The 22527-nt window shown below is 69.0% G+C and carries 18 protein-coding genes and 1 pseudogene; 12 read left to right on the top strand and 7 right to left on the bottom strand.

Annotated elements, in window-relative coordinates:
- Positions 1–29: 29 nt before the first annotated feature.
- Positions 30–788 carry an alpha/beta hydrolase gene (locus tag AB0N81_RS32680; protein ID WP_365364751.1) on the bottom strand — a complete coding sequence of 253 codons (759 nt, stop codon included), beginning with the start codon at positions 786–788 and terminating at the stop codon, positions 30–32.
- A gap of 137 nt (positions 789–925) precedes the next feature.
- On the opposite strand from AB0N81_RS32680, the gene AB0N81_RS32685 reads away from it, so the two are divergent.
- Positions 926–1459 carry a PadR family transcriptional regulator gene (locus AB0N81_RS32685; RefSeq protein ID WP_365364753.1) on the top strand — a complete coding sequence of 178 codons (534 nt, stop codon included), beginning with the start codon at positions 926–928 and terminating at the stop codon, positions 1457–1459.
- Here AB0N81_RS32685 and AB0N81_RS32690 read toward each other — a convergent pair.
- Positions 1436–2344, bottom strand: a complete 909-nt coding sequence (locus tag AB0N81_RS32690; RefSeq protein ID WP_365364755.1) for an oxygenase MpaB family protein — start codon at positions 2342–2344, stop codon at positions 1436–1438. The genes AB0N81_RS32685 and AB0N81_RS32690 overlap by 24 nt on opposite strands.
- A 98-nt stretch (positions 2345–2442) precedes the next feature.
- On the opposite strand from AB0N81_RS32690, the gene AB0N81_RS32695 reads away from it, so the two are divergent.
- Positions 2443–2748: a hypothetical protein gene (locus tag AB0N81_RS32695; protein ID WP_365364757.1), complete on the top strand. Its 306-nt coding sequence runs from the start codon at positions 2443–2445 to the stop codon at positions 2746–2748.
- Between the two features lie 128 nt (positions 2749–2876).
- Positions 2877–3698, top strand: coding sequence for a hypothetical protein (locus tag AB0N81_RS32700; RefSeq protein ID WP_365364759.1), 822 nt, complete (start codon positions 2877–2879; stop codon positions 3696–3698).
- A 46-nt stretch (positions 3699–3744) separates the two neighbouring features.
- Here the strand turns inward: AB0N81_RS32700 and AB0N81_RS32705 are convergent, their stop codons facing one another.
- Together AB0N81_RS32705 and AB0N81_RS32710 are read right to left on the bottom strand one after the other, a co-directional pair.
- Positions 3745–3927 (bottom strand): hypothetical protein, encoded by a 183-nt coding sequence (locus tag AB0N81_RS32705; protein WP_365364761.1) that lies wholly within the window; start codon positions 3925–3927, stop codon positions 3745–3747.
- Positions 3928–4057: 130 nt separating this feature from the next.
- Positions 4058–5110: an acyl-CoA desaturase gene (locus AB0N81_RS32710; RefSeq protein WP_365364763.1), complete on the bottom strand. Its 1053-nt coding sequence runs from the start codon at positions 5108–5110 to the stop codon at positions 4058–4060.
- Between the two features lie 245 nt (positions 5111–5355).
- Here AB0N81_RS32710 and AB0N81_RS32715 point away from each other — a divergent pair, with 245 nt between their 5' ends.
- The 3 genes from AB0N81_RS32715 (at position 5356) to AB0N81_RS32725 (ending at position 11104) form a co-directional block, all read left to right on the top strand.
- Positions 5356–8235 carry a DEAD/DEAH box helicase gene (locus AB0N81_RS32715; RefSeq protein ID WP_365364765.1) on the top strand — a complete coding sequence of 960 codons (2880 nt, stop codon included), beginning with the start codon at positions 5356–5358 and terminating at the stop codon, positions 8233–8235.
- Complete coding sequence (locus AB0N81_RS32720; protein ID WP_365364767.1) at positions 8232–9554, top strand: SWF or SNF family helicase; 1323 nt, start codon at positions 8232–8234, stop codon at positions 9552–9554. Before AB0N81_RS32715 ends, AB0N81_RS32720 begins: the two co-directional genes overlap by 4 nt.
- Before the next feature lie 197 nt (positions 9555–9751).
- Entirely contained in the window at positions 9752–11104 is a 1353-nt protein-coding gene (locus AB0N81_RS32725) for an esterase-like activity of phytase family protein (RefSeq protein WP_365364769.1), read from the top strand.
- Between the two features lie 32 nt (positions 11105–11136).
- On the opposite strand, the gene AB0N81_RS32730 is transcribed toward AB0N81_RS32725, so the two are convergent.
- Together AB0N81_RS32730 and xylA are read right to left on the bottom strand one after the other, a co-directional pair.
- Entirely contained in the window at positions 11137–11766 is a 630-nt protein-coding gene (locus AB0N81_RS32730) for a hypothetical protein (RefSeq protein ID WP_365364771.1), read from the bottom strand.
- 263 nt (positions 11767–12029) lie between these two features.
- A complete protein-coding gene (xylA, locus tag AB0N81_RS32735; RefSeq protein WP_365364773.1) occupies positions 12030–13196 on the bottom strand; it encodes a xylose isomerase in 1167 nt (388 codons plus the stop codon).
- A gap of 124 nt (positions 13197–13320) precedes the next feature.
- Between xylA and xylB the strand changes: the two genes are divergently transcribed.
- From xylB to AB0N81_RS32765, 6 genes and pseudogenes are all read left to right on the top strand, one after another.
- The gene (gene xylB / locus AB0N81_RS32740; RefSeq protein ID WP_365364775.1) at positions 13321–14775 is read left to right on the top strand and encodes a xylulokinase; all 1455 of its coding nucleotides are present in this window, start codon (positions 13321–13323) and stop codon (positions 14773–14775) included.
- A gap of 14 nt (positions 14776–14789) precedes the next feature.
- Positions 14790–16022 carry an ROK family transcriptional regulator gene (locus AB0N81_RS32745; protein ID WP_365364777.1) on the top strand — a complete coding sequence of 411 codons (1233 nt, stop codon included), beginning with the start codon at positions 14790–14792 and terminating at the stop codon, positions 16020–16022.
- 614 nt (positions 16023–16636) lie between these two features.
- A complete protein-coding gene (locus AB0N81_RS32750) occupies positions 16637–17671 on the top strand; it encodes an acetamidase/formamidase family protein (protein WP_365364779.1) in 1035 nt (344 codons plus the stop codon).
- Positions 17672–17817: 146 nt separating this feature from the next.
- The gene (locus AB0N81_RS32755) at positions 17818–18417 is read left to right on the top strand and encodes a peptidoglycan recognition family protein (protein ID WP_365364781.1); all 600 of its coding nucleotides are present in this window, start codon (positions 17818–17820) and stop codon (positions 18415–18417) included.
- A 123-nt stretch (positions 18418–18540) separates the two neighbouring features.
- Positions 18541–19830, top strand: a pseudogene (locus AB0N81_RS32760) (GAF domain-containing protein).
- 183 nt (positions 19831–20013) lie between these two features.
- A complete protein-coding gene (locus tag AB0N81_RS32765) occupies positions 20014–21537 on the top strand; it encodes an aldehyde dehydrogenase family protein (protein ID WP_365364805.1) in 1524 nt (507 codons plus the stop codon).
- A gap of 193 nt (positions 21538–21730) precedes the next feature.
- Here the strand turns inward: AB0N81_RS32765 and AB0N81_RS32770 are convergent, their stop codons facing one another.
- On the bottom strand, positions 21731–22267 hold the full coding sequence (locus tag AB0N81_RS32770; RefSeq protein ID WP_365364807.1) for an aminoglycoside adenylyltransferase: 537 nt from the start codon (positions 22265–22267) through the stop codon (positions 21731–21733).
- Positions 22268–22527: the final 260 nt, after the last annotated feature.

The raw sequence follows: 22527 nt of genomic DNA on the forward strand, positions 1-22527 counted from the left end.
CGCAGGGCCGCCCGGCCTCGGAGAGCCGGTCAGAGGCGGTCGGCGAGTACGGCCACGAAGGCGTCCGCGTTGTCGAACATGACGTTGTGGCCCGCTTCCGGCACGGTCACCACCCGCACTCCGGAAGCCGTCAGCTCCTCGCTCCCGGCGAGTTCTCCGCTCGCGGCACCCTGCAAGTAGACACGGTTCACGGGAAGTTCCATGAGTATGTGGCGCATCGTGGGGCGGGTGCCCGCGACCAGCCCGACAGCGCTCCGGTGGAGTGCCAGAGGATCCGCGAGACGCATCGTGGCCGCCCATGTGGCGCTGATCTGTCCGAGCACGCGCGCGTAGCCGCCGCCACTGACGAAGTCCTGTTCCGAGTATGCGGCGATGCCGCTGCTTGCCGCAGTGACAGGAGGGCGCGGATCGAGGTTGGCTTCCGTGAGGACCAGCTTCGTCACCAGGTCCGGACGTCGGCGTGCGAGCACGATGGCAACGGATCCGCCCATGCTGTGCGCGATGATCTCCGCGCCGGTGATCCGGGCTCCGTCCAGGGCCGCGGCCAGCGCGTCGGCATGGTCCTCAAGGGTGTAGCCGAAGTCGGTTGGACGGTCACTGAGTCCGTGCCCGGGAAGGTCCACGAACAGCGAGCGCCGACCGGCCAGTTCAGGCCTGGCGGCGATGTGTGCGTGGTAGACCGTGGAGGCCGCGCCGAGGCCGTGAACGTACACCCGTGCCGGCTCGGCCCCTTCGGTCTCGGTCCACCGCACGCGGCTGCCCCGAGCATCGAACCGCGCTTCCCTCATCGCCACACCCCATCTGACTCGCTCACCATGTCGCCCGCCCACTCGTCGCCAGCGGACTCCGGAGACAATACATCGGTCACGAGGTATAGCGCATCAGATGTACCACCGGACTCAAATGGATGCGGCAGAATGCGAGCATGCTCGAACTGGCCATCCTCGGATTCCTCCATGACGCCGCCCTGCACGGCTACGAGCTGCGCAAGCGCATCACCGCGCTGACCGGGCACGTGCGCCCCGTCGCGGAGAGCACCCTGTACCCGGCCATCAAAAGGCTGGAGAAGGCGGGACTGATCGCCCGGGAGACTCAGCCCGGCGCAGTGGCGGCGCCACGGCATGTCCTGAGCCTCACGCCCGCCGGCAGGCGGGAGTTGCGCAAGCGGCTCGCGGAGCCGGCCCGGGGGGACATCACCGACGAGAACCGCTGGTTCACGCTCCTGGCCTTCCTTCGCCACTTGGACGACGGGACGGCACAAGCAGCGGTTCTCCGACGACGGCTGGCGTTTCTCGAGGAACCCGCCAGTTTCTTCTACGACGGCGAGCGCCCCATGCGCGCGGAGGAGCTCGACGACCCCTTCCGGCGCGGCATCCTCACGATCGCCCGCGCCACCAGCCAGGCCGAACTCGCCTGGCTGCGGGAAACCTTGACCTCACTCGACGGGAGCGGACGCTGAGTTGTTCTTGTGCGGCACCGGACAGCCACGGAGGCCCGGCACGGGGAACGACCCGAGCTCGGCAACCTCGTAGCCGTCGGGGTACCCCTTGATCTCCCGGTTCTGCCGTGCGTAATGCGGCGTCCGGCGCGGCGGCATGAGACGTACTGCGCGCCCTCGCAGCCGTACCGCTCCCCGGACCAGCGAGCGTGTGACCGTGCCCGGCTCCTCGTACCGGAACGCCCGCAGCAGCGGCTCGTCGAGCAGCGCGAGGGTCGCGTTGCGCAACAGCGGAGCCATGGGGCGGGGATACCACGAGGCCATCAGGTCCAAGGTCGCGTCGGACACCCCACGAGCCCCTCGATCCCAGCCGAAGTGCGCCTCTTCATAGTCATCGAGGCAGCTCTCGAACTCTTCGTAGGAATCCGGGATCCCTTTGATACCCATGTGCTGTCCGAGGGTGCGGTAATACACGGCAGCGGCGGCCATCTCGTGCTGCGAGAGCCTGCGCCAGCCGTACGCCTCGATCCATCGCTTCGGCACCACCACGAATGTGCACAGCACGTAGCGCATGTCATCGTTGCTGATGTCGTAGCTGCGGTGCATCTGGTTGATGCGGCGGATGGCGGTGCGACCCTCAGCGCTGGAGAAACCGTGCTCCACGACGGTGTCGAGGAGGAGAGCCGTGTCGTCGTACCTCTTCTGCGTACGCTCCGTCAGTTCCGCTGTCTGCGCGAGCAGTCGGCCGATACTGGGGACTGCGTAGGTGCGATAGAGCGCGAGTTCGAGTGCGCGCGTATAGTCCCACGGGAATTCGAATGTCGTGGTGAGCCGGTAGATCTCGAGGAAGTCCCGCTCCGGGTCGAGACCCCTGATCTGCTCGAGCCGCTCGAAACGCTTCGCCATGTTGTCCCCCTTCTGACTCCGGAGTGTCAACTCTACGTTGGGCAAAAGTAGATGAGGGATCAATGGCGGTAGCCGCACCCCGGGGGAAGGTGGACCACATGTTTGACGGACTCCGCAAGTTCTGGCGCGCCGACAAGCCCGCGCGTGACGAGAGCGGGCCCGGAGGCGATCCGAGCGGGCACAAGCGCGCACACAACCTCTTTGAAGCAGCCGCCGTCTACGTGGCGGCGTGCGCCGAGGACGATCAGGCCGAGATGGACAGAGCCACCGGATGGGTCTCTCCGGAGGCACTGTCCTTCGGCGTCAACGAGCTCGCGTGCCGCGCTGTCATCGCCCTCGCGCGCGAACGCGACGAATCGCCACAGGACGTCGCCCGAACCCTCCTGGGGCTGCCCGCCGCCTGAGCCACGATCGCGCCGAGACCCTCACACGAGACGGCCCTCCGGCGATTTTCCTGGTCATCGACCCCTCGACGATCTCTGGGGCGAGTGGTTAGGGTGCGCCGACGGATGAAGCGATCGGGGAGGCTGGCATGGCCGGGACGGACGATTCCGTCGACGCCGAAGACGACGCGCTGTACGTACTCACGGCGGTGCTCCTGACGCCGGCGAAGTTCCCCAGCGTGCTGGGAGACGACTATCCGGAGGCGTGCGCGGCGCTCGGTCTCGCGCCGCTCGGCGCCGGGTACGGGCTGGTGCTCGGCCAGGACGGCGAAGGGGCTCGCTGGACGGTCGTCGTCGACGACGTGTCGCTCGTGGCCGTGGCGATCGCGTCCTGGGACTGCGGCATGGAGTACGACCTCTCCCCCGACGAACGCGCGGTGGTCACCGCGCTGCCCGGGTGGCCTCTCGCGGTCGCCGTGGCGGCTCCCGGCGTACCTGCTCCGCACGACCCGGAACCCGATACCGACAGCGCCGGCCGCCCACCGCTCGCGCCACCCGAGTCCGACACCTGGGGCCCGGCGCAGCGACGGCTGGGCGCTGACGAGATAGCGCTGCAATGGGCGGACTGGCGGGCACAGGTCGACGACAGCGAGTTCGTGACGGACGGGCCCGTGGCGGAACCTTCGGCGGACCCCGAGTCGCCCCTGACCAGCGTCCGACGCGTCTTGGCGGAAGCACGTTCGTACGTGGACACTCCCCCGCCCCTTGGGCGAGTGCGGTCGTCCTTCGCCTCGGGGGACGCACGCACCTTGCGGGCCGACGGCCCTGGCTGGTCCATGGTCGCCAGAACCGACGACATCGCCTTCGTACTGTTGGACGAGGAGCCGGGGGAAGTGCTGCCGGTGGGCCGTGGGCCCGAGCTGCCGGCGCTGCTGGAGGCCCTCGACAAGATGGCGGTCCGCCCTTCCTGAGGTGCAGCCATGAGCGGCAGAGCTCATCGACATGCCGCCCAGGATTTCAGTGCCCTATCTCCTTGCGTGTGACGCGGCGCAGCCTGTGCCGCTGGCCGGAGTCGAGCGTCAGATAGGCGGCTGCGGGAACTCCGAGCACGATCAGGAGCACAGCCCACCACGGCAGCCAGATCAGCAGGATGATTCCGGCCGCCACACCCCCTGCGGCGATCTTCGCCTTCTTCGACATGTGCGTCGCCTCCTTCGCGGCTTGTGCCGCTCTCTGTCTTGGGAAACGGGAACGGCTCTCCCACGGTTCCAGGTCGCAACCCTGAGAGACCCCTGAGGTATGACCCTTACTGGTCCCGACTTGCTTCCCTCTACTCGACCCGGAGCGGCTCACCGACCTCATACATGTGGCGCAGCACCTGACAGTAGGAGTCGACGAAACCGGCCTCTGCGTAGGACATCCCCAGCGCGTCGCAGTGAGCACGTACGAGAGGTTGGGCAAGCCGCAGGTGAGGACGCGGCATGCTCGGGAACAGGTGGTGCTCGATCTGGTAGTTGAGTCCACCGAGGAACCAGTCCGTCGCCAGGCCGCCGCGAACGTTGCGCGAAGTGAGCACCTGCCGCTGCAGATGGCCCCGCCGCTCGCCGTCCGGGTCGGGCATCTCCATGCCCTTGTGGTTGGGTGCGAAGGCCAGGCCGAGATGCAGGCCGAACAGTGCCTGATGGATCGCGGCGAAGGCGACCGCGTGGCCGAGAGGCATGGCGGCGAGCAGCAGCGACACGTAGCCGATGAGGTGGGCGACGAGCAGGAGACCTTCGACCACACGCTCGCGCGAATCCTGCCGCCGCAGGTCCTGGAAGCCGTAGATCTTCATGGCGACTCCCTGGAGGAGCGTCAGCGGGAAGAAGAGCCAGGCCTGGTTGCGGGTGAGCCAGCGCCTGAAGCCGACTCGGACCTTGGCCTGCCTGCTGGTCCACACGAGGACGTTCGCGGCGACGTCGGGGTCCTTTTCGACGTGGTTGGGGTTGGCGTGGTGCCTGTTGTGCTTGTCGTTCCACCAGGCCGAGCTCATCCCGAGCAGGAGGTTGCCGTGCACGAGACCTATGGCCCGGCTGACGGACCGGTTTCCGGTTATCTGTGAATGGCCTGCGTCGTGGCCGATGAAGGCTGTCCGCGCACACAGCACGGAGAGCACCGGAGCGAGGAGCAACACCCACCAGGAGGTGCCGAGCAGGAACATGCCCACCCCGACGGCCGCCAGCGCGAGGGTGTTGATCGCGATGGTTCGCGTGTACCAACCTATGCGGCGCTCCAGGAGCCCTTGCTCCTTGATCGTGCGCAGGAGAGGCGCGAAGTCACTGCCTGCAGGCTGCCTGCCGGTGTCGGCTGGGGAGCGTTCCGCGACGGCGGCTGCCTGGGGCATGGTGGGTCTCCGGTCTGACGGTGAAGGGCTGACCCATAGAACGTACGGCGCAGTGACCTCGGGAAACCATGACGGCACCACCCGTGTTCCACTGGGGGCCAGCCCCGGTCGACAGGGGGGCTGGCTACACCCCTGCACCGCACAGTGACCGGCGTCACTCCGGAATCGCTCCCGTAGAGTCTCCGACTTGCTGTACTCTCGGCCGCTCCGGCTCAGTAGTCAAATTTGAGGAATGCGCTATCGCTGTGCACAGGCTCCCTGTCGTGTCCCCCTCCGAGATCGCCGAACTGTCGCGCTGTTCCGTCGTTTTCGTGCCTGCCGATCCGCCGCGCGACAGCCACGTCGCCTTCTGGCGTGCCGATGGCACCGAACCTCCCGACACAAGCGCGGGTGCCCACGAAGAGCTGTCACTTGTCGTACCGGGGGACGACGGGGTCGAGCTTGCTGCGGTGCCCGCGGTGTTGGTTCCCGTACGGTCCGCGCTGCCTGTCCTCACGCGCGCGCGGGCCGCGGCGGAGTCGCACCCGACGGCTGCCTTCTGGGGGACGGCAGGGGTGATGGCCCTGCAACTGGCAGCTCGCGGCCTGCTGTTGCCGGGATTGACCGCCACTGATCACGATGCGTGGCGTACCGGCCCACTGAGCACCGAAGACCTGGAGCGTCTGCGCGAGCTGTCCGCGGCGATGCCGCCCGCCGCTCACGCGTTGCCGTTGGACGACAGCCTGCCGCTGCGACTCCCCGAACCTGAGCACCTGCTGCGTCAGTTCCTCGACGCTGTGGCCGACACGCTGCCGCGCTCCCCCGCCGCGCCCCTGGCCGCGGGCGGAGCCGTCTTCGCCGCACCGGAGCCCCAACGCGTACCCGAGCAGCGCGCCTGGGCCCTGGACGTCGCGGCCGGACACGACGCCGGTGTACGGATCTCGCTGCGCGTGGAGATTCCCGGCCTCGCCTCGGTGGCCGAGGACGGCACCCGGCTGCCGTTCCGCGCCGTGCTGCAGCTCCACAGTGTCAGCGACCCTTCGCTCGTCGCAGATGCCGCCGAGGTGTGGGCCGGGTCCGGGGCCTCGGGGCAGGCGTTCGGGCCGAGAGCACGCATGGACGCCCTGCTCGCGCTACGTCGCGCCACGCGCGCGTGGCCGCCTCTCGCACCGCTGCTCTCGGCCACCGTGCCCGACGCGATCGAGCTGGCCGACGAGGACGTCACCGCCCTCCTGGGCGAGGGAACCCGGGCGCTGGCCGTCGCGGGCGTCGACGTGCACTGGCCCAAGGAACTGGCGCGCAGCCTCACCGCGCGCGCGGTCATCGGCCCTTCGGACGACGACCAGGACGACGACCGGAAGGCGCCGCACAAGCCCGCCTCGGACACGCCGTCCTTCCTCTCCGCAGATGCGCTGCTCGCCTTCAACTGGCGCTTCGCGCTGGGCGACCAGCAGCTGACCCGGGCAGAGCTGGACCGCCTCGCCGAGGCAAACCGCCCAGTGGTGCGCCTGCGCGACCAATGGGTGCTGGTCGATCCCGAAGAGGCCCGCCGTGCCCGCGATCAGCAGGATCGCAAGGTCACCCCGATCGATGCCCTCAGCGCCGCGCTGACCGGAACGGCCGAGGTCGAGGGCCGGCGTGTCGACGTGGAGCCGACGGGGTGGCTCGCCACCCTGCGCGAGCGGCTTGCGGACCCGGAGGGCATGGAGCCTGTCGGACAGCCCGAGGCGCTTGCCGCCGAGTTGCGCGACTACCAGCTGCGCGGGCTGAACTGGCTGGCGCGGATGACCTCGCTCGGTCTCGGCGGTTGTCTCGCCGACGACATGGGTCTCGGCAAGACGATCACGCTGATCTCGTTGCATCTGCACCGGCAGACACAGCAGGAGACCGCAGGACCCACGCTGGTGGTCTGTCCGACCTCGCTGATGGGGAACTGGCAGCGCGAGATCGAGAAGTTCGCGCCCGGTACACGTGTACGCCGCTTCCACGGCGCCCTGCGCAGCCTGGAGGATCTGGCGGACGGCGAGTTCGTCCTCACGACATACGGCACGATGCGACTCGACACCGAGCGGCTCGGGCAGACCTCCTGGGGCATGGTCGTCGCCGACGAAGCTCAGCATGTCAAAAATCCCTACTCGGCCACGGCCAAGCAGCTCCGCACCATCGGGGCAAGCGCGCGCGTGGCGCTCACCGGCACGCCTGTGGAGAACAACCTCTCCGAACTGTGGGCCATCCTCGACTGGACGACTCCCGGCCTGCTCGGCGGGCTCGGAGCCTTCCGTACGCGGTACGCGCAGGCCGTGGAGGGCGGCACGGATCCCGGCGCCGCCGAGCGGCTCGGGCAGCTCGTACGCCCGTTCCTGCTGCGCCGCCGCAAGTCGGATCCCGGGATCGCGCCCGAGCTGCCGCCGAAGACGGAGACCGACCGCGCCGTCTCGCTCAGCGCGGAACAAGCGGGCCTCTACGAAGCGGTGGTGCGGGAGACGCTCGCGGAGATCTCCGGAGCCGCCGGAATCGAACGCAGAGGGTTGGTCGTCAAGCTCCTCACCGGGCTCAAGCAGATCTGTAACCATCCCGCGCAGTACCTCAAGGAGGAGAAGCCTCGGATCACGGGCCGCTCCGGAAAGCTGGAGCTGCTGGACGAGTTGCTCGACACGATCCTCGCCGAGGAGGCGAGCGTGCTCGTCTTCACGCAGTACGTCCAGATGGCGCGGCTCATCGAGCAGCACCTGTCGGCCCGCGGAATCCCTTCGCAGTTCCTGTACGGCGGCACTCCCGTCGCTGAACGGGAGGCCATGGTGGAACGCTTCCAAAGGGGCGATGTCCCAGTCTTCCTGCTGTCGTTGAAGGCGGCGGGAACCGGCCTGAACCTGACGCGTGCCGAACACGTCGTGCACTACGACCGCTGGTGGAACCCAGCAGTCGAGGCGCAGGCCACGGACCGTGCGTACCGCATCGGGCAGACGCAGCCGGTGCAGGTGCACCGGCTGATCGCGGAGGGGACGATCGAGGACCGCATCGCCGACATGCTGCTGCGCAAGCGGGAGTTGGCGGATGCCGTACTCGGGTCGGGCGAGGCCGCTCTCACAGAGCTGACCGACGCCGAACTGTCAGATCTGGTGGAGTTGCGAGGGGGCGCGCGATGAGTGACATCCATGACGAGACGTACGGTGCCGTGGACGACGATCCGCGCCCGGGCGCACCGGCGGACGAGCGCACGTTCGCCGCGCTGCCGCCCGCACACGGACGAGGTTTCGCGCAGAGCTGGTGGGGCCAGGCCTGGCTGAAGGCACTCGAGGACACGGCGCTCGACTCCCAGCAGCTCAAGACGGGGCGCAGGCTCGCTCGCGCGGGTGCGGTGGGCGCGGTCTCCGTGCGGCCCGGCCGGATCACGGCGGTGGTCAAGGATCGTGACGGTACGCCGCACCGTTCCGATGTCCTGTTGCAGGAACTGAGTCCGGAGGCATGGGACCGCTTCCTGGGGATGACCATCGAACGGGCCGGGCACATCGCGGCGCTCCTGGACCGCGAGATGCCGCCGCACCTGGTGGAGGATTCCGCGGCGGCGGGTGTCGAACTTCTACCGGGCATCGGTGATCTGGAGCCGGAGTGCGACTGCGACGCGTGGGACCACTGTGGTCATACGGCCGCACTCTGCTATCAGATGGCGCGCCTGCTCGACGAGGACCCATTTGTGCTGCTGTTGATGCGAGGACGCGGGGAGCGGACGCTTCTCGTCGAGCTTCAGGTACGCAGCGTCGCGAGAGCCGAGGTCCAGGAGCCCGAGGAGGGTGAACACAATGCCCTCCCTGAGGGTGTGGACGCCGCGGAGGCGTACGCGGACGGTGCCATCCTGCCGCCGCTGCCCGACCTGCCTCCGCTGCCCGCAGAGCCGGGCGTGCCGCCGACGCTCGACACGGAGACCGAGCCGCCGCCCGGCCTGGACGTGTCGGCGGTCGAGTTCCTGGCCGCGCAGGCGGCCGCCGAGGCGTACCGCTTGCTGGCCGACGCTCTCGCCCCCGGCCACGAACGCTGCCCCCTGGAGGTCGAGTTGACCGGTTCGGAGGATGCCGTGCGTCTGGCGACCGCGCAGCCCAACGCCGCGGTCGAGGCGCGGCTCGCGGAGGCATCCGACCGTGGCCGGAACGGCCTCGCACTCGCCGTGCGCGCCTGGAGGTACGGCGGCCGGGCCGCGCTCCACATACTCGAAGAGGGGTGGACGCCGCGGGACGAGGAGCTGGCACGCGCGCGTGCCTCGCTGGACACCGCCTGGGAGGAGGACGAGCGGCCTCGGCTGCACGCTGCCCACAACCGTTGGACTGTGGTCGGTACGGACACACAGCTGCGACACGGGCGTGACGGCCGCTGGTGGCCTTACCGGAAGGAGCGGGGCGACTGGGTCCCCGCGGGGCCGGCGGCCCACGACCCCGCGACAGCGCTGGCCATGGCAAGCGGAAGCGAGTAACTCGGGCGGGCCTTCGGCCTGAGGCGGGGTCAACGGGACACGCCAGTTCATGCAGGTCCGGCCATGATCATCCTTCTGGCCCGCACAGGATGTGCCGTCGGCGCGTCTCCCGGTGTTCACCCGGTGGCCCCTCGGTGTTCGTGGCGGCGGCGAAGTCTGGCCGCTGTCACCGAACCCGTGTGCCCCAGGAGGCCCTGATGTCCCCGCACGCAGCCCGCATGGGCCGTGTCCGCCGTTCCATAGCCGTCGGCACACCCCTGGCCGTGATCATCGGCCTCGCGGTGGCCGGCACCGCGACCGGCCGTCAGACGAGCGACGGCCACCACGAGGCACGGACCACCAAAGTCGCAACCCTGGGAGACATACCCCTCGGTTCCTTCAGCAACGCGCTGCTCCCTGGGACGGTGAAGAACGATCGTGGCGTTGATCTCGGCGGCATCGGCAGCGACCTCTACCCGACGGGACGCAAGGGCGAGTTCTGGACGGTGACCGACCGTGGGCCCAACGGTCAGATCAAGGTGGCCGGCAAAAAGCGTCGCACTTTCCCGGTACCCGGCTTCGACCCGGCGATCGTGAAGATCCGCGTCCGTGGGGGCAAGATCAAGGTGGTCTCCGCACTGCCACTCACGACCTCCTCCGGAAGACCCGTCACCGGTCTGCCCAACCAAGAAGGGCGTGACGAGGCCCCGTATTCGTACGACGCGAAGACGCCTGTCTCGTACGACCCGAACGGGCTGGACACCGAAGGCATCGTGCGGGCCCCGGACGGTACCTTCTGGCTGGTCGACGAGTACGGACCTTCGCTGCTCCATGTCTCCGCGCGCGGGAAGGTCATCAAGCGTTACGTTCCCCGAGGACTCAAGCTGCGCGGCGCCGACTACCGGGTGGTCGAGGCGCTCCCGGGGATTCTGCTGCACCGCAAGACGAACCGCGGCTTCGAAGGGCTCGCCCAACTCCCCGGCGGCGACCTCGTGATGGCCGTGCAGAGTCCGCTGTCGCTCCCGGACGAGGACGCGGGGGACGTTTCACGCACGGCACGGCTGCTGCGCTTCTCTCCCAAGAAGCAGGCGGTCACCGCCGAGTACGCATACCGGTTCGACTCTGTGGACGTCGTCGACCCCGGTGAGGAAGACACCTCCGAACTGAAGATCTCCTCCGTGGTCGCCGTCGGGCGTGACCGGCTCCTCGTCCAGGAGCGCACCGACAAGGCCGCTCGGCTTCAGAGTGTCACTCTGGACCGCAGGTCGGACATCCTCGGTGACAAGTGGGACAAGGACGCGACAAGGCCCTCCTTGGAGCAGCTCGACGACCCCGCCGCCTCCGGAGTGCCCGTCCTCGACAAGCAACTGGTGGTCGACCTGAACACTGTCGACGGTGTGCCCGACAAGATCGAGGGGGTGGCCAGGGTCGACAGCCGCACCCTTGCCCTCATCAACGACAACGACTTCGGGATGAGTGACGGGCCCGAGGCCTTCGACAAGCGTGGGCGACTGGTGGACAGCGGGGTCGAGACCGTGGTGACGTACGTTCGGCTCCCGCGGGAGTACTGACTCCGAAGCGGCGGCTCCGAAGAGGCGTTCCGTCAGGACAGTGGCCTGGTGAGCTTGTGCTTTCCCGAGCCGCTGTCTCCCGCCAGACTGCACGCGACCTTGTCGATGCCCATCCTGTATCCCGTGGCATCCGGGTACTGCACCAAGGTGCCTCGTACGGTTCCGGACGGTTGGCTGCGTGCCCTGCGTTCCAGTGGCCGTTCGCAGAGAGCGGCCGCCGCCTTCTTCAGGGCCGCGTCGGTCGTATAGGAGCCTCTCAGTTCGGCGAACTCGACGACCTCGGCGTCATGCCGCTCACTGCACGACTTCTTCGCCGCCTGCCCCGGCCTGCCGCTGTCGACGTTGAAGCAGTCCCCCGTCTTCATCAGGTAGTACGGGACCTGGTCGCCTGCGGGCGAGGAGGGCACGAGCGAATTCAGGTCGCTCGGAAAGTCGGTGGGCAGCGAGGGGAAGTCGGTGGGCAACGACGGGACGTCGCTGGGCAGCCCGGTGGGCAGCTCACTCGGAATCTGCGACGGGACGCTCAGGGAAGGCGTGGGTTCAGTCGTTGTTTCCTCGGCGGTCTCGGCGGGTCCCTTCTTGCCGTCACCGTCGTCGCCGGTGACCACCAGGACCACTGCGACGACGGCTCCCACCGCCACGATGATCGCGAGCAGGACCATCAGCCCGTTACGCCTCCCTGAGGGCCCGCCAGGAGGCGGGGGCGGCGGCCAGCCTCCGCCGCCGGGAGGCGGGCCGTAACCACCGCCTGGTGGTGGGCCGAACCCGCCGCCGCCCGGTGGCGGTCCACTGGGCGGCGGCGGAGGGGGCTGCGGAGGTACCGGCGGCATGGCCATACCATCAAGAGTCGCCTCGAACCGGTCGCAAGGCGACCCCTCTGCGCGAGGTGACGGAGCATCCGCTGCAAGGCGCGCTTGCGGAGCGCTCAGCTCCGGGCTGCGAGAAGGTGATCCATGGCCAGCTGGTCGAGCCGCTCGAATGCCATTCCGCGCGCTGCGGCCGCCTCGACGTCGAACGCCTCGAAAGCGCCACGGTCGGCGAGCAGGCCGGACAGCCCGTCCTCGGCGGTGGGGACCGCCAGTTCGTCCAAACGCGCGGCACGCAGCGCCTCACGCACCTCGGGGTCGGCTCGAAACGCGGCCGACCTCTCCCGCAGGATCAGGTAGTTGCGCATGCACCCCGCGGCCGACACCCATACCCCTTCGAAGTCCTCTGTACGCGGCGGCTTGAAGTCGAAGTGCCGGGGGCCTTCGTAACCACCCCTCTCCAGGAGGTCCACCAGCCAGAAGGCGCTGCGCAGATCCCCCGCGCCGAAGCGCAGATCCTGGTCGTACTTGATGCCCGTCTGACCATTGAGGTCGATGTGGAAGAGCTTGTCCGCCCACAGAGCCTGGGCGATGGAGTGCGGGAAGTTCAGGCCGGCCATCTGCTCGTGGCCCACCTCTGGGTTGACCCCGAACAGTGCGGGGCGCTCCAGACGCTCGATGAACGCGAGGGCGTGGCCGACAGTGGGCAGCAGGATGTCACCGCGGGGCTCGTTCGGCTTCGGCTCGATCGCGAATCGCAGGTCGTAGCCCTGCTCGGTCACATACTCGGCGAGCAGGTCAAAGGCCTCCTTCATGCGGTCGAGCGCGTTGCCCACATCCTTCGCGGCACCGGACTCCGCGCCCTCCCTGCCGCCCCACGCGACGTAGGTGCGCGCGCCGAGTTCCACCGCGAGGTCGATGTTGCGGATCGTCTTGCGCAGCGCGTAACGCCGTACGTCGCGGTCGTTGGCGGTGAACGCGCCGTCTTTGAAGACGGGGTGGGTGAAGAGGTTGGTGGTGGCCATCGGCACGACGAGGCCTGTCGCGTCCAGCGCCTGCCGGAATCGCTTGATGTGGCCCTCCCGTTCCGCCTCCGACGACCCGAAGGGGATCAGGTCGTCGTCGTGGAACGTCACTCCGTAGGCACCCAGTTCAGCGAGGTGCCGCACCGAGTCGGCCGGGTCGAGCGCCGGCCTGGTGGCGTCTCCGAACGGGTCCCTGCCCTGCCAGCCGACGGTCCACAGACCGAAGCTGAACTTGTCCTCGGGAGTGGGCTGGTAGTTCATGTACGTCTCCCTCACCTATTTCGTCATGGCCGTTTACAAATTAGTATCCGAGGGCGCCGCTGGGAAGTGTCGGGGAAAGAACTCCGGGGCGCACCCGGAGTCAGCCGCAGGAACGGAGAGCGTCATGTCATCAGCGCCCACGGCCCAGGGACCACTCGTGGTCGGCGTGGACAGCTCCACCCAGTCCACCAAGGTCCTGGTCGTCGACGCGGCCACCGGCCGGGTCGTCGCGAGCGGTCAGGCGCCGCACCGCGTCACCACCGGCGAGCGTCGCGAGAGCGACCCCCAGGAGTGGTGGGAGGCCCTGTGCACGGCTCTCGCGCAGTGCGGCCGGGCCGCCAGGGAAGCCACCGCGGTGTCGATCGGCGGCCAGCAGCACGGACTCGTCGCGCTCGGTGAGAACGGTAGGCCGGTGCGGCCGGCTCTGCTCTGGAACGACGTCCGCTCGGCTCCACAGGCCCGGAGCCTCGTCGAGCGTCTCGGCGGCCCCAAGGTCTGGGCCCATCGGGTCGGCAGCGTTCCCGGCCCCTCCTTCACCGTGACGAAGTGGGCCTGGCTGACCGAGTACGAGCCCACCGCGGCCCGTGCCACAACCGCAGTGCGCCTGCCCCACGACTACCTCACGGAACGCCTCACAGGCCTAGGAACCACCGATCGCGGTGACGTCTCCGGAACAGGGTGGTGGGCTTCAGAAGCGGAACGGTACGACGAGGACATCCTCAGCATGGTGGGCCTCGACCCGGCGCTGCTCCCCCGTGTCGCGCGCCCCGGCGAGATCGTCGGAACCGTTCGGGGCGGCGGCGAACTGCCCTTCTCCAGAGGCACGCTGGTGGCCCCCGGAACAGGCGACAACGCGGCAGCCGCCTTGGGCCTCGGACTGCACCCCGGCACGCCGGTGCTCAGCCTCGGTACCTCTGGCACCGTGTACGCGGTCTCGGAGAAGCGTCCCGCGGACCCGACAGGCACCGTCGCGGGCTTCGCCGACGCACGCGGCGCGTGGCTGCCACTGGCCTGCACCCTCAACTGCACGCAGGCCGTCGACCGGGTGGCCGCCCTGCTCAGCCTGGAGCGCGAGGCCGTGGAACCGGGCGGCTCGGTCACGCTCCTGCCGTACCTGGACGGCGAGCGCACGCCGAACTTGCCCCACTCCTCCGGAGTGCTGCACGGCCTGCGGCACGACACGACGTCCGGGCAGCTGCTGCAGGCGGCGTACGACGGAGCCGTGCACTCGCTGCTCGGCGCGCTCGACCTGGTCCTGGACCCGGACGCCGATCGGTCGTCCCCCCTGCTGCTCATCGGAGGCGGAGCGCGCGGCACGGCCTGGCAGGAGACCGTACGGCGCCTCTCCGGACGCCCCGTGCAGGTTCCCCGAGCGCAGGAACTGGTCGCGCTCGGCGCCGCGGCGCAGGCGGCGGGCTTGCTGACCGGTGAGGATCCCGGCGCGATCGCGCGACGCTGGGGCACGGCGCAGGGCCCCGTGCTCGACCCCGTGGAGCGGGACGAAGCGACACTGTCACGGATCTCCGGGGTACTCTCCGACGCGGCGCCACTCCTGGAGAGGGCGCCCCATGGAGAGTGAGGACTGACCGAGGCATGACCGCACCGCTGCACGACGAGCGCCGGGGTACGTCCGGTGCGCGGCTGCCCGACACCCAGCAGGCGATGCGTCGGCGCAACCTGTCCCGGGTCATGCACGCCGTGGCTGCGCACGGTCCGCTGTCCCGCGCCGCCGTGGCATCCCGCATCGGCCTGACGCGGGCCGCCGTCTCCACGCTGGTGGACGAGTTGATCCGCTCGGGGCTCCTGGACGAACTTGGGCCGGAGCGTCCGGGGCGGGTGGGCCGCCCCGGTTCCGCCCTGGCCGTCAGCGCACGAGGGCCGGTCGGTATCGGAGCCGAGGTGGGGGTCGACCACCTCGCGGCGTGTGCGGTCGATCTCAGGGGTGAGGTCCGTGCGCGCGCCGTACGGCAGGTCGACAACCGTGGGCGCTCGGCCGTTCCTGTACTGAAGGAACTCGCTGCCCTGGCGGGCCAGGTGAGTACAGAGGCCCGCCGTGCAGGCCTGTCCCCCGCGGGCCTTGCGGTGGCCGTGCCCGGCCTTGTCGCCCGCGACTCCCGGACGGTCGTCCGCGCCCCCAATCTCGGCTGGCACGACGTCGACCTGGACCGACTTCTCCCCACCGAGCTGCCGCTGACCGTGGACAACGAGGCCAACTTCGGCGCCCTCGCGGAGCTGTGGCTCGACGAGGCATCCCCCCAGGACTTCCTCCACGTCTCGGCGGAGATCGGAATCGGCGCCGCACTCGTCGTGGATGGACGCCTGCTGCGCGGAACGCGTGGGTTCGCGGGCGAGCTGGGGCATGTGCCCGTGCACCCCGACGGCCCGGCCTGTCCCTGCGGAGGCCGCGGCTGTCTGGAGCAGTACGCGGGCGAGGAGGCGGTCCTGCGCACGGCAGGCCTGCGCCCCGGTGACGAACGGGGTGAACTCCTCGCCGACCGCGCCGCCGCGGGCGACGCATCAGTGCGGCGAGCGCTCAGCGGCGCCGGAACAGCGCTGGGCATCACCCTCACCGGTGCGGTCAACCTGCTGGATCCTCGGGCCGTCGTGCTGGGCGGTGCGTTGTCCCGTCTCGCGCCGTGGCTGCTGCCGGCGCTCGACCAGGAGCTGGCAGAGCGCACTGCCGGCCGTGCCTGCGAAGTGACGGTGTCCGGTCTCGGGCCGGACGGGCCGTTGCTGGGGGCAGCGCACTCGGTGGCACGAGCGGTGCTGGATGATCCGGCGGGCGTGAGCGTCGGTGTGGGCGGGGGCGGGGGCCGGCAAGCGTAGCGGGTGTAAGAGGCTCGGGCTCGACGGGTGCAGCGGGCATAGCGGACTCGGGTGGCGGGCTCGGGTAGCGAGCTTGGCGGGCATCAGGAGACTCAGCGGGCTCAGGAGCCTCAGCAGACATCAGCAGCCCCGGCAAGGGCGGCCGTATGCGGGCGCAGCACTCCCCCGTTCGGGTGGTGGGGATATCCACAATCACGCTGCTATGCACAGATCCAAGCGACGCCCTTCCGCCTCAACCGCCGCGCCCCGTACCGTGATTCACGCGGGGCGCCACTGCCCTGACGGCAGCGTGAGCACCGTGGTGGTGACGGCGACGGTGATGGCGGTGGTGGCGGCAGCAGCGGCCACGCGGATCGGGGGATTCGGATGTCGGGACGGGAATCGTTCCATCGTGGGCGGCGACTGCTGTCGCCGCTGCTGACGGCGGCCGGGTCGCCGGTCTTCGATTTCGTCCGCACTCAGCGCGCCTGCGCTGTACACGGGCCCGGACGTCGGAACGTGGATGGTGGCTGGAGTCGCGGTGCTCGCCGTAGCCCGGCAGCCCAGCCTGCGGGACGGCTCACCCGGCAGGACCGACGGCCCACCCGACCAGACCTGAGTGGAGCGGCGCAGCGATGAGTGATCCCCGGATTCTGACCGTCCGTCCCGAACCGGGCCAGTACGCCTGGACGTTCGGCGGCGCCCCACCCGTGGCCCGCGTGACTCCCGGCACCGTCCTCGACCTGTTCACCGAGGACTGCTTCGCCGGAAAAGTGCGCTCGGAGAAGGACCTCGTCTCGGAAGTCTGCGAGTTTCCGTTCCTGAACCCGCAGACCGGTCCCTTCCACGTGGAGGGCGCTGAGCCCGGCGACACCGTCGCCGTCCACTTCGTGTCGATCGAACCGGCCCGCGACTGGGCGGCCTCGACGACAGTCCCTCTGTTCGGTGCCCTCACGTCCACCCACTCCACGGCTTCGCTCCAGGCTCCCCTGCCCGAGACAGTGTGGATCTGGCAGCTCGACCGGTCCCGCCGCACCGCGCAGTTCCGCGCTCGGGACAGCGACTTCCAGATCGAACTGCCCATGGACCCCATGCACGGCACGGTCGGTGTCGCTCCGGCGAATCTGGAGGTGCGTTCGGCGCTCGTGCCCGACGCACACGGAGGCAACATGGACACGCCCGAGATGCGCGCCGGCGTCACCTGCTACCTGGGGGTGAATGTGGAAGGAGCGCTGTTGAGCCTCGGAGACGGGCACGCCCGGCAGGGCGAGGGAGAAACGTGCGGGGTCGCCGTCGAGTGCGCCATGAACACCGTGGTGATCGTGGAGCTCCTGAAGGGGGTGAGCACGCCCTGGCCTCGGCTGGAGTCCGACACGCACATCATCTCGACAGGTTCGGCTCGACCGCTTGAGGACGCGTTCCGAATATCCCAGCTCGACCTGGTCCATTGGCTGGTCCGTGATTATGGGTTCAGTGAGCTGGACGCCTATCAGTTCGCGACGCAGACCGTCGAATCCCCGCTCGCCAACGTCTGCGACACGAACTACACGTGCGTGGCGAAGATCCGCAAAGAGTGGCTGCCCGCGCGCGAGACGCACCGCGGACTGCACGCGCGGCTGCGCCAGACAGCCGCCTCGCTACCGCGCGGATCACACCTTCGCCCCACCTGAGACCCAGCGCCTTTCGACAGGACGGCCCCTCCCGCCCCGAGACCGGCGCTGCGTACTTCCCACCCCGCCACGGTGGACCTCACCACCGCGGTGCGTTCAAGTACAGCGCCAGTCAAGCCGTTCCCCCACCGAGAGGCAGGCCAGTCATGGATCCAGTAAGACGCTCTCCCAGCAGGCGTCGGCTGCTGCAGGGCGCGGTCGCCGCCGCCGTTCCCGCGGCGCTTCTGCCCGCCACCCGCGCGACCGCCCAGGCCCGAGCGGTCGACTATCCCCTGGCCGAGTGGGTGCCCGCCAGCACCTCCAACTACACGGCGGCCAACCGCCCCAGCACCTATCCCATCGACTACGTGGTCATCCATGTCACGCAGGAGACGTACGCGGACACACTCGCCATCTTCCAGAACCCCGCGAAGAAGGTCTCGGCGCACTATGTGGTGCGGTCCAAGGACGGCCACATCGCCCAGTGTGTCCGCGACCGGAACGTCGGCTGGCACGCCGGGAACTGGACCTACAACACGCGCAGCATCGGCATCGAACATGAAGGGTGGGTCGACAAACCCGAGTACTTCACCAATGCGATGTACGAGCAGTCAGCTGCGCTGACCGCCGCCATCTGCTCGAAGTACGACATCCCGAAGGATCGCGAGCACATCATCGGTCACCATGAGGTTCCGGGTTCGGACCACACGGACCCTGGCCCGTACTGGGATTGGTCGCGCTACCTGCGCCTCGTCAACTTCGCTTGAGCCGACTTCGCTTGAGATATCGGCCGATTCGAGACAACGCTTCGGCTCCCGTACCGCGTCCTTGTCGGCTTCCGCCTCCGGGGCGACGATGGCAGCACGCATCGCCGTCCCGGGAGGCCCGAGTTGACCGATCCATGGGTGGCCCTGGAACCGGGAACTGATCCCGTCGAGCGGGTACGGGTCGTGCGCAGAGCCCACGAAAGGTTCACTGATGCGGGGACGATCTGCCGCCCGGTGCGTTCGGTGGTGGCCGAGTCGTGGCGGAGGTCGGCAAGGGCGCGGGTGAGTCCGGAGGCGACCGGCGCGACGGTCGAGCTGACCGACGGTGATCTCGGGGCGTACCGGGCGGAGCATCCACTGGCGCGAGTGATGCCGCTGTTCCGTGAGCTCATGGGCCCCTTCGCCTCGGACGGGGAGCATCTTCTCGCCGTGTGTGATGCGCAAGGCAGGTTGTTGTGGGTCGAGGGTCACGCGATGGCGCGGCAGCAGGCGGGGCGGATGAACTTCGTGCCGGGTGCTCGGTGGGCGGAGTCCGCCATGGGGACGAACGCTCCGGGGACCGCGGTTGCCGTGGGCCGTCCGGTGCAGGTCTTCGCCACCGAGCACTTCACGCGGCGGGTCCAGCCGTGGACGTGTGCAGCGGCTCCCGTGCACGATCCGAGAACGGGGCGGCTGATCGGCGCCGTCGACATCACCGGCGGGGACAGGCTCGCGCACCCGCACAGTCTCGCCTTCGTGCAGGCGGTCGCGCGGGCAGCGGAGTCCCAACTCGCCCTATTGACACCGCAGCTGGAAGTGGAGGAAAAGGTTGAACTGACTGTTCTGGGTCGGGACGAGGCGATGCTGCTCGCGGGTGGGCGCAAGGTGCGGCTCAGTCGTCGGCACAGCGAGATCGTCGTGCTGCTGGCCCGCCACCCGGAGGGGCTGTCGGGGGACGAGTTGCTGTACGCGCTGTATGAGGACGAGTCGGTGCCGCAAGTGACGTTGCGGGCCGAGATGGCGCGGCTGCGTCGGGTGCTCGGTGCCGAGTTGCTGCGGTCACGGCCGTACCGGTTGGCGGTGCCCGTCGAGTGTGACGTCGACACGGTCGAGCGTCGGCTGGGAGCCGGTGCGGTGACGGCGGCCGCGACGGCGTACGCGGGGCCGTTGCTTCCGCAGTCGCAGGCCCCCGCTCTGGTGCGGCTCCGCCGCAGGCTCGCAGATCAGTTGCGGGCGGCGCTCGTCGACCGCAATGACCCTGATCTGCTGGCGGACTGGGCGCACGCGCCATGGGGAGAGGACGACCTGACGGTGTAGCGGGCACTGGCCGCGCTGCGTCCGACGGCGCCGGTTCTGGCGCGGCTGAAGGAGCTCGAGGCCGAATTCTCGTCGCCCGGATACGAGCGCGCGCAGGCCAGCCGCAAGACGCCCTAGATTCCCGTGTGGACTGCAGTCCTACAGACCCGCAGTCCACACGGGCGCAGGGCACGCGTGCCCGCCCGCCGAGGCACGCAACGTACGCCGACGGGTACGCAACGTCGGTGCAACGTCCGGGCGCCTAACCTCCGAGTGAGAGCTGCCCAACGGCGGGCAGCCTTCCCCGGGAGGCCAGCCAAGATGACCCTTTACGCAGCGCCCGGCACCGAGGGCGCGATCGTCTCCTACCAGTCGCGCTACGACCACTTCATCGGCGGCGAGTATGTGGCGCCGGCCCGCGGTCAGTACTTCGAGAACCCGAGCCCGGTCAACGGCCGGCCCTTCACCGACATCGCCCGGGGCACCGCGGAGGACGTCGAGCGAGCGCTGGACGCGGCACACGCTGCAGCGCCCGCGTGGGGTCGTATGTCCGTCACCGCCCGCGCGGACGTGCTGTTGAAGATCGCCGACCGGATGGAGGCCAACCTCGAACAGCTCGCGGTCGCCGAGAGCTGGGAGAACGGCAAACCGATCCGCGAGACGCTGGCCGCCGACATTCCGCTCGCCATCGACCACTTCCGGTACTTCGCGGGTGCCATTCGCGCGCAGGAGGGGTCGCTGAGCGAGGTCGACGAGGACACCATCGCGTACCACTTCCACGAGCCGCTCGGCGTCGTCGCGCAGATCATTCCGTGGAACTTCCCGATCCTCATGGCCACGTGGAAGCTGGCGCCGGCGCTCGCCGCCGGGAACGCCGTCGTGCTGAAGCCCGCCGAGCAGACGCCGGCCTCGATCCATTACTGGATGAGCCTGGTCGCCGATCTGTTGCCGGCGGGGGTCGTCAACATCGTCAACGGGTTCGGGGCCGAGGCGGGCAAGCCGCTGGCCTCCAGCCCGCGCGTCGCCAAGGTCGCCTTCACCGGGGAGACCACCACGGGGCGGTTGATCATGCAGTACGCCTCCGAGAACATCAAGCCGGTGACGTTGGAGCTGGGTGGCAAGTCGCCGAACATATTCTTCGACGACGTGTGGGCGGCCAACGACGACTTCAGGGACAAGGCGCTCGAAGGCTTCACGATGTTCGCCCTCAATCAGGGTGAGGTGTGCACCTGCCCGTCGCGGGCGTTGGTGCAGCGCGGTCACTACGGCGAGTTCCTCGAAGCGGCAATCGCGCGCACCGAGCATATCAAGGCCGGGCACCCGCTCGACACCGACACCATGATTGGCGCGCAGGCCTCCAACGACCAGTTGGAGAAGACCCTCTCCTACCTGGACATCGGCCAGCAAGAAGGCGCCAAGGTGCTGACGGGTGGACAGCGTGTGGAGTACGACGGCGAGTTGGCAGGCGGCTACTACGTCCAGCCGACGATCTTCGAGGGTGACAACCGCATGCGGATCTTCCAGGAGGAGATCTTCGGGCCGGTCGTCTCGGTCGCATCGTTCAATGACTTCGACGACGCGATCAAGATCGCCAATGACACGCTCTACGGCTTGGGCGCCGGTGTGTGGACGCGTGACATCAACACTGCCTACCGGGCGGGGCGCGCGATCCAGGCGGGTCGTGTCTGGACGAACTGCTACCACGCGTACCCGGCGCACGCGGCGTTCGGTGGCTACAAGCAGTCCGGCATCGGTCGCGAAACGCACAAGATGATGCTGGATCACTACCAGCAGACGAAGAACCTACTGGTGTCGTACTCGCCGAAGAAGCTCGGCTTCTTCTAGAGGCATGAGAAAAGGCGCCTGAACTGGGCTTCTCCCTGTCAGGCGCCTTCCGCTCGGCCCTGTCAGGCCAGGGCCCGATCTATGCCGTACCTCTCTTTTTCTCCTACCGCTATTCCGCTCCTGACCAGCGCTTCCGGACCAGTCACGGACCAAGACCCGCACTCACCCAGCACCGTCTGGGCCCGCCGCCAGGTCACTCAGACCGCTTGCCCCATGAGCGGAGGGCCGCCTGCAGCCGGGCTATGTCCTCCGCGTCCTTGGTCCGTCGAGGCCTGGAGGGATCCCAAACGGGCATCATCCGCTTGATCTCGACCTGAGCCTGCGGACTGACGATCGCACACTGCAGACCACCGATACGGCCCGGCTCGCCATCAAGCATTCCCGCAGGCCACGGGGCACCGGCCCAGCGGCCCCCGGCAACCACCACACGGCCATCCGTATCCCGGCCCAGGAGCGTAAAGCTGTTTCCCAGCCCGCCCTTGGCGAAATCGAGCTGCAGGTCAGGCGGGGGCCCTGGGATCGGTTGATACCCGTGCAGCAGCAAGCCTTCCGCCAGGTCCCCGGCATCGTCCGCCCAGGCGAACCAGTCGATGTCCTCATGGTCTCGCGTGATCTCGCCGAGGAAGAAGTCCATGGCCCATCCACCGCGAAGCCACACCGGGACCCCCAGAGCTCCGGCAACCTCCGTGGCCTCAGCGATCAGTCGGAGCTGTCGATCGGCACGTCGCATATCCACAGCCGGGCAGATTACGCGGCAACGGCCATGCCCAGCACATCATTTGTCCCCTACAGAGGGGGACAAGGTTGTCTGATACGGCACTAGCTTCCGCGTACCGGCGTCCCCATCGGTCAGGTGCCCGCGGCGCCGACCAGGGCAGCGCACCGCTCCGCCGCCACGTCTGCGAGCGCCTGGCGGTCAACGTGCCGTCCCGCCAGCAGCAGGGTCAGTGTTCGCTGTACTCAGGGTCTTCTGCGGCGGGTAGACGGGTA

It is taken from the genome of Streptomyces sp. NPDC093510 (assembly GCF_040683555.1).
Lineage (GTDB): Bacteria > Actinomycetota > Actinomycetes > Streptomycetales > Streptomycetaceae > Streptomyces.

Bases quoted from the DNA above. Each gene is read 5' to 3' on its own strand.
- AB0N81_RS32680 (WP_365364751.1), bottom strand. From the start codon at position 788: ATGAGGGAAGCGCGGTTCGATGCTCGGGGCAGCCGCGTGCGGTGGACC.
- AB0N81_RS32685 (WP_365364753.1), top strand. From the start codon at position 926: ATGCTCGAACTGGCCATCCTCGGATTCCTCCATGACGCCGCCCTGCAC.
- AB0N81_RS32690 (WP_365364755.1), bottom strand. From the start codon at position 2,344: ATGGCGAAGCGTTTCGAGCGGCTCGAGCAGATCAGGGGTCTCGACCCG.
- AB0N81_RS32695 (WP_365364757.1), top strand. From the start codon at position 2,443: ATGTTTGACGGACTCCGCAAGTTCTGGCGCGCCGACAAGCCCGCGCGT.
- AB0N81_RS32700 (WP_365364759.1), top strand. From the start codon at position 2,877: ATGGCCGGGACGGACGATTCCGTCGACGCCGAAGACGACGCGCTGTAC.
- AB0N81_RS32705 (WP_365364761.1), bottom strand. From the start codon at position 3,927: ATGTCGAAGAAGGCGAAGATCGCCGCAGGGGGTGTGGCGGCCGGAATC.
- AB0N81_RS32710 (WP_365364763.1), bottom strand. From the start codon at position 5,110: ATGCCCCAGGCAGCCGCCGTCGCGGAACGCTCCCCAGCCGACACCGGC.
- AB0N81_RS32720 (WP_365364767.1), top strand. From the start codon at position 8,232: ATGAGTGACATCCATGACGAGACGTACGGTGCCGTGGACGACGATCCG.
- AB0N81_RS32725 (WP_365364769.1), top strand. From the start codon at position 9,752: ATGTCCCCGCACGCAGCCCGCATGGGCCGTGTCCGCCGTTCCATAGCC.
- AB0N81_RS32730 (WP_365364771.1), bottom strand. From the start codon at position 11,766: ATGGTCCTGCTCGCGATCATCGTGGCGGTGGGAGCCGTCGTCGCAGTG.
- xylA (WP_365364773.1), bottom strand. From the start codon at position 13,196: ATGAACTACCAGCCCACTCCCGAGGACAAGTTCAGCTTCGGTCTGTGG.
- xylB (WP_365364775.1), top strand. From the start codon at position 13,321: ATGTCATCAGCGCCCACGGCCCAGGGACCACTCGTGGTCGGCGTGGAC.
- AB0N81_RS32745 (WP_365364777.1), top strand. From the start codon at position 14,790: ATGACCGCACCGCTGCACGACGAGCGCCGGGGTACGTCCGGTGCGCGG.
- AB0N81_RS32750 (WP_365364779.1), top strand. From the start codon at position 16,637: ATGAGTGATCCCCGGATTCTGACCGTCCGTCCCGAACCGGGCCAGTAC.
- AB0N81_RS32755 (WP_365364781.1), top strand. From the start codon at position 17,818: ATGGATCCAGTAAGACGCTCTCCCAGCAGGCGTCGGCTGCTGCAGGGC.
- AB0N81_RS32765 (WP_365364805.1), top strand. From the start codon at position 20,014: ATGACCCTTTACGCAGCGCCCGGCACCGAGGGCGCGATCGTCTCCTAC.
- AB0N81_RS32770 (WP_365364807.1), bottom strand. From the start codon at position 22,267: ATGCGACGTGCCGATCGACAGCTCCGACTGATCGCTGAGGCCACGGAG.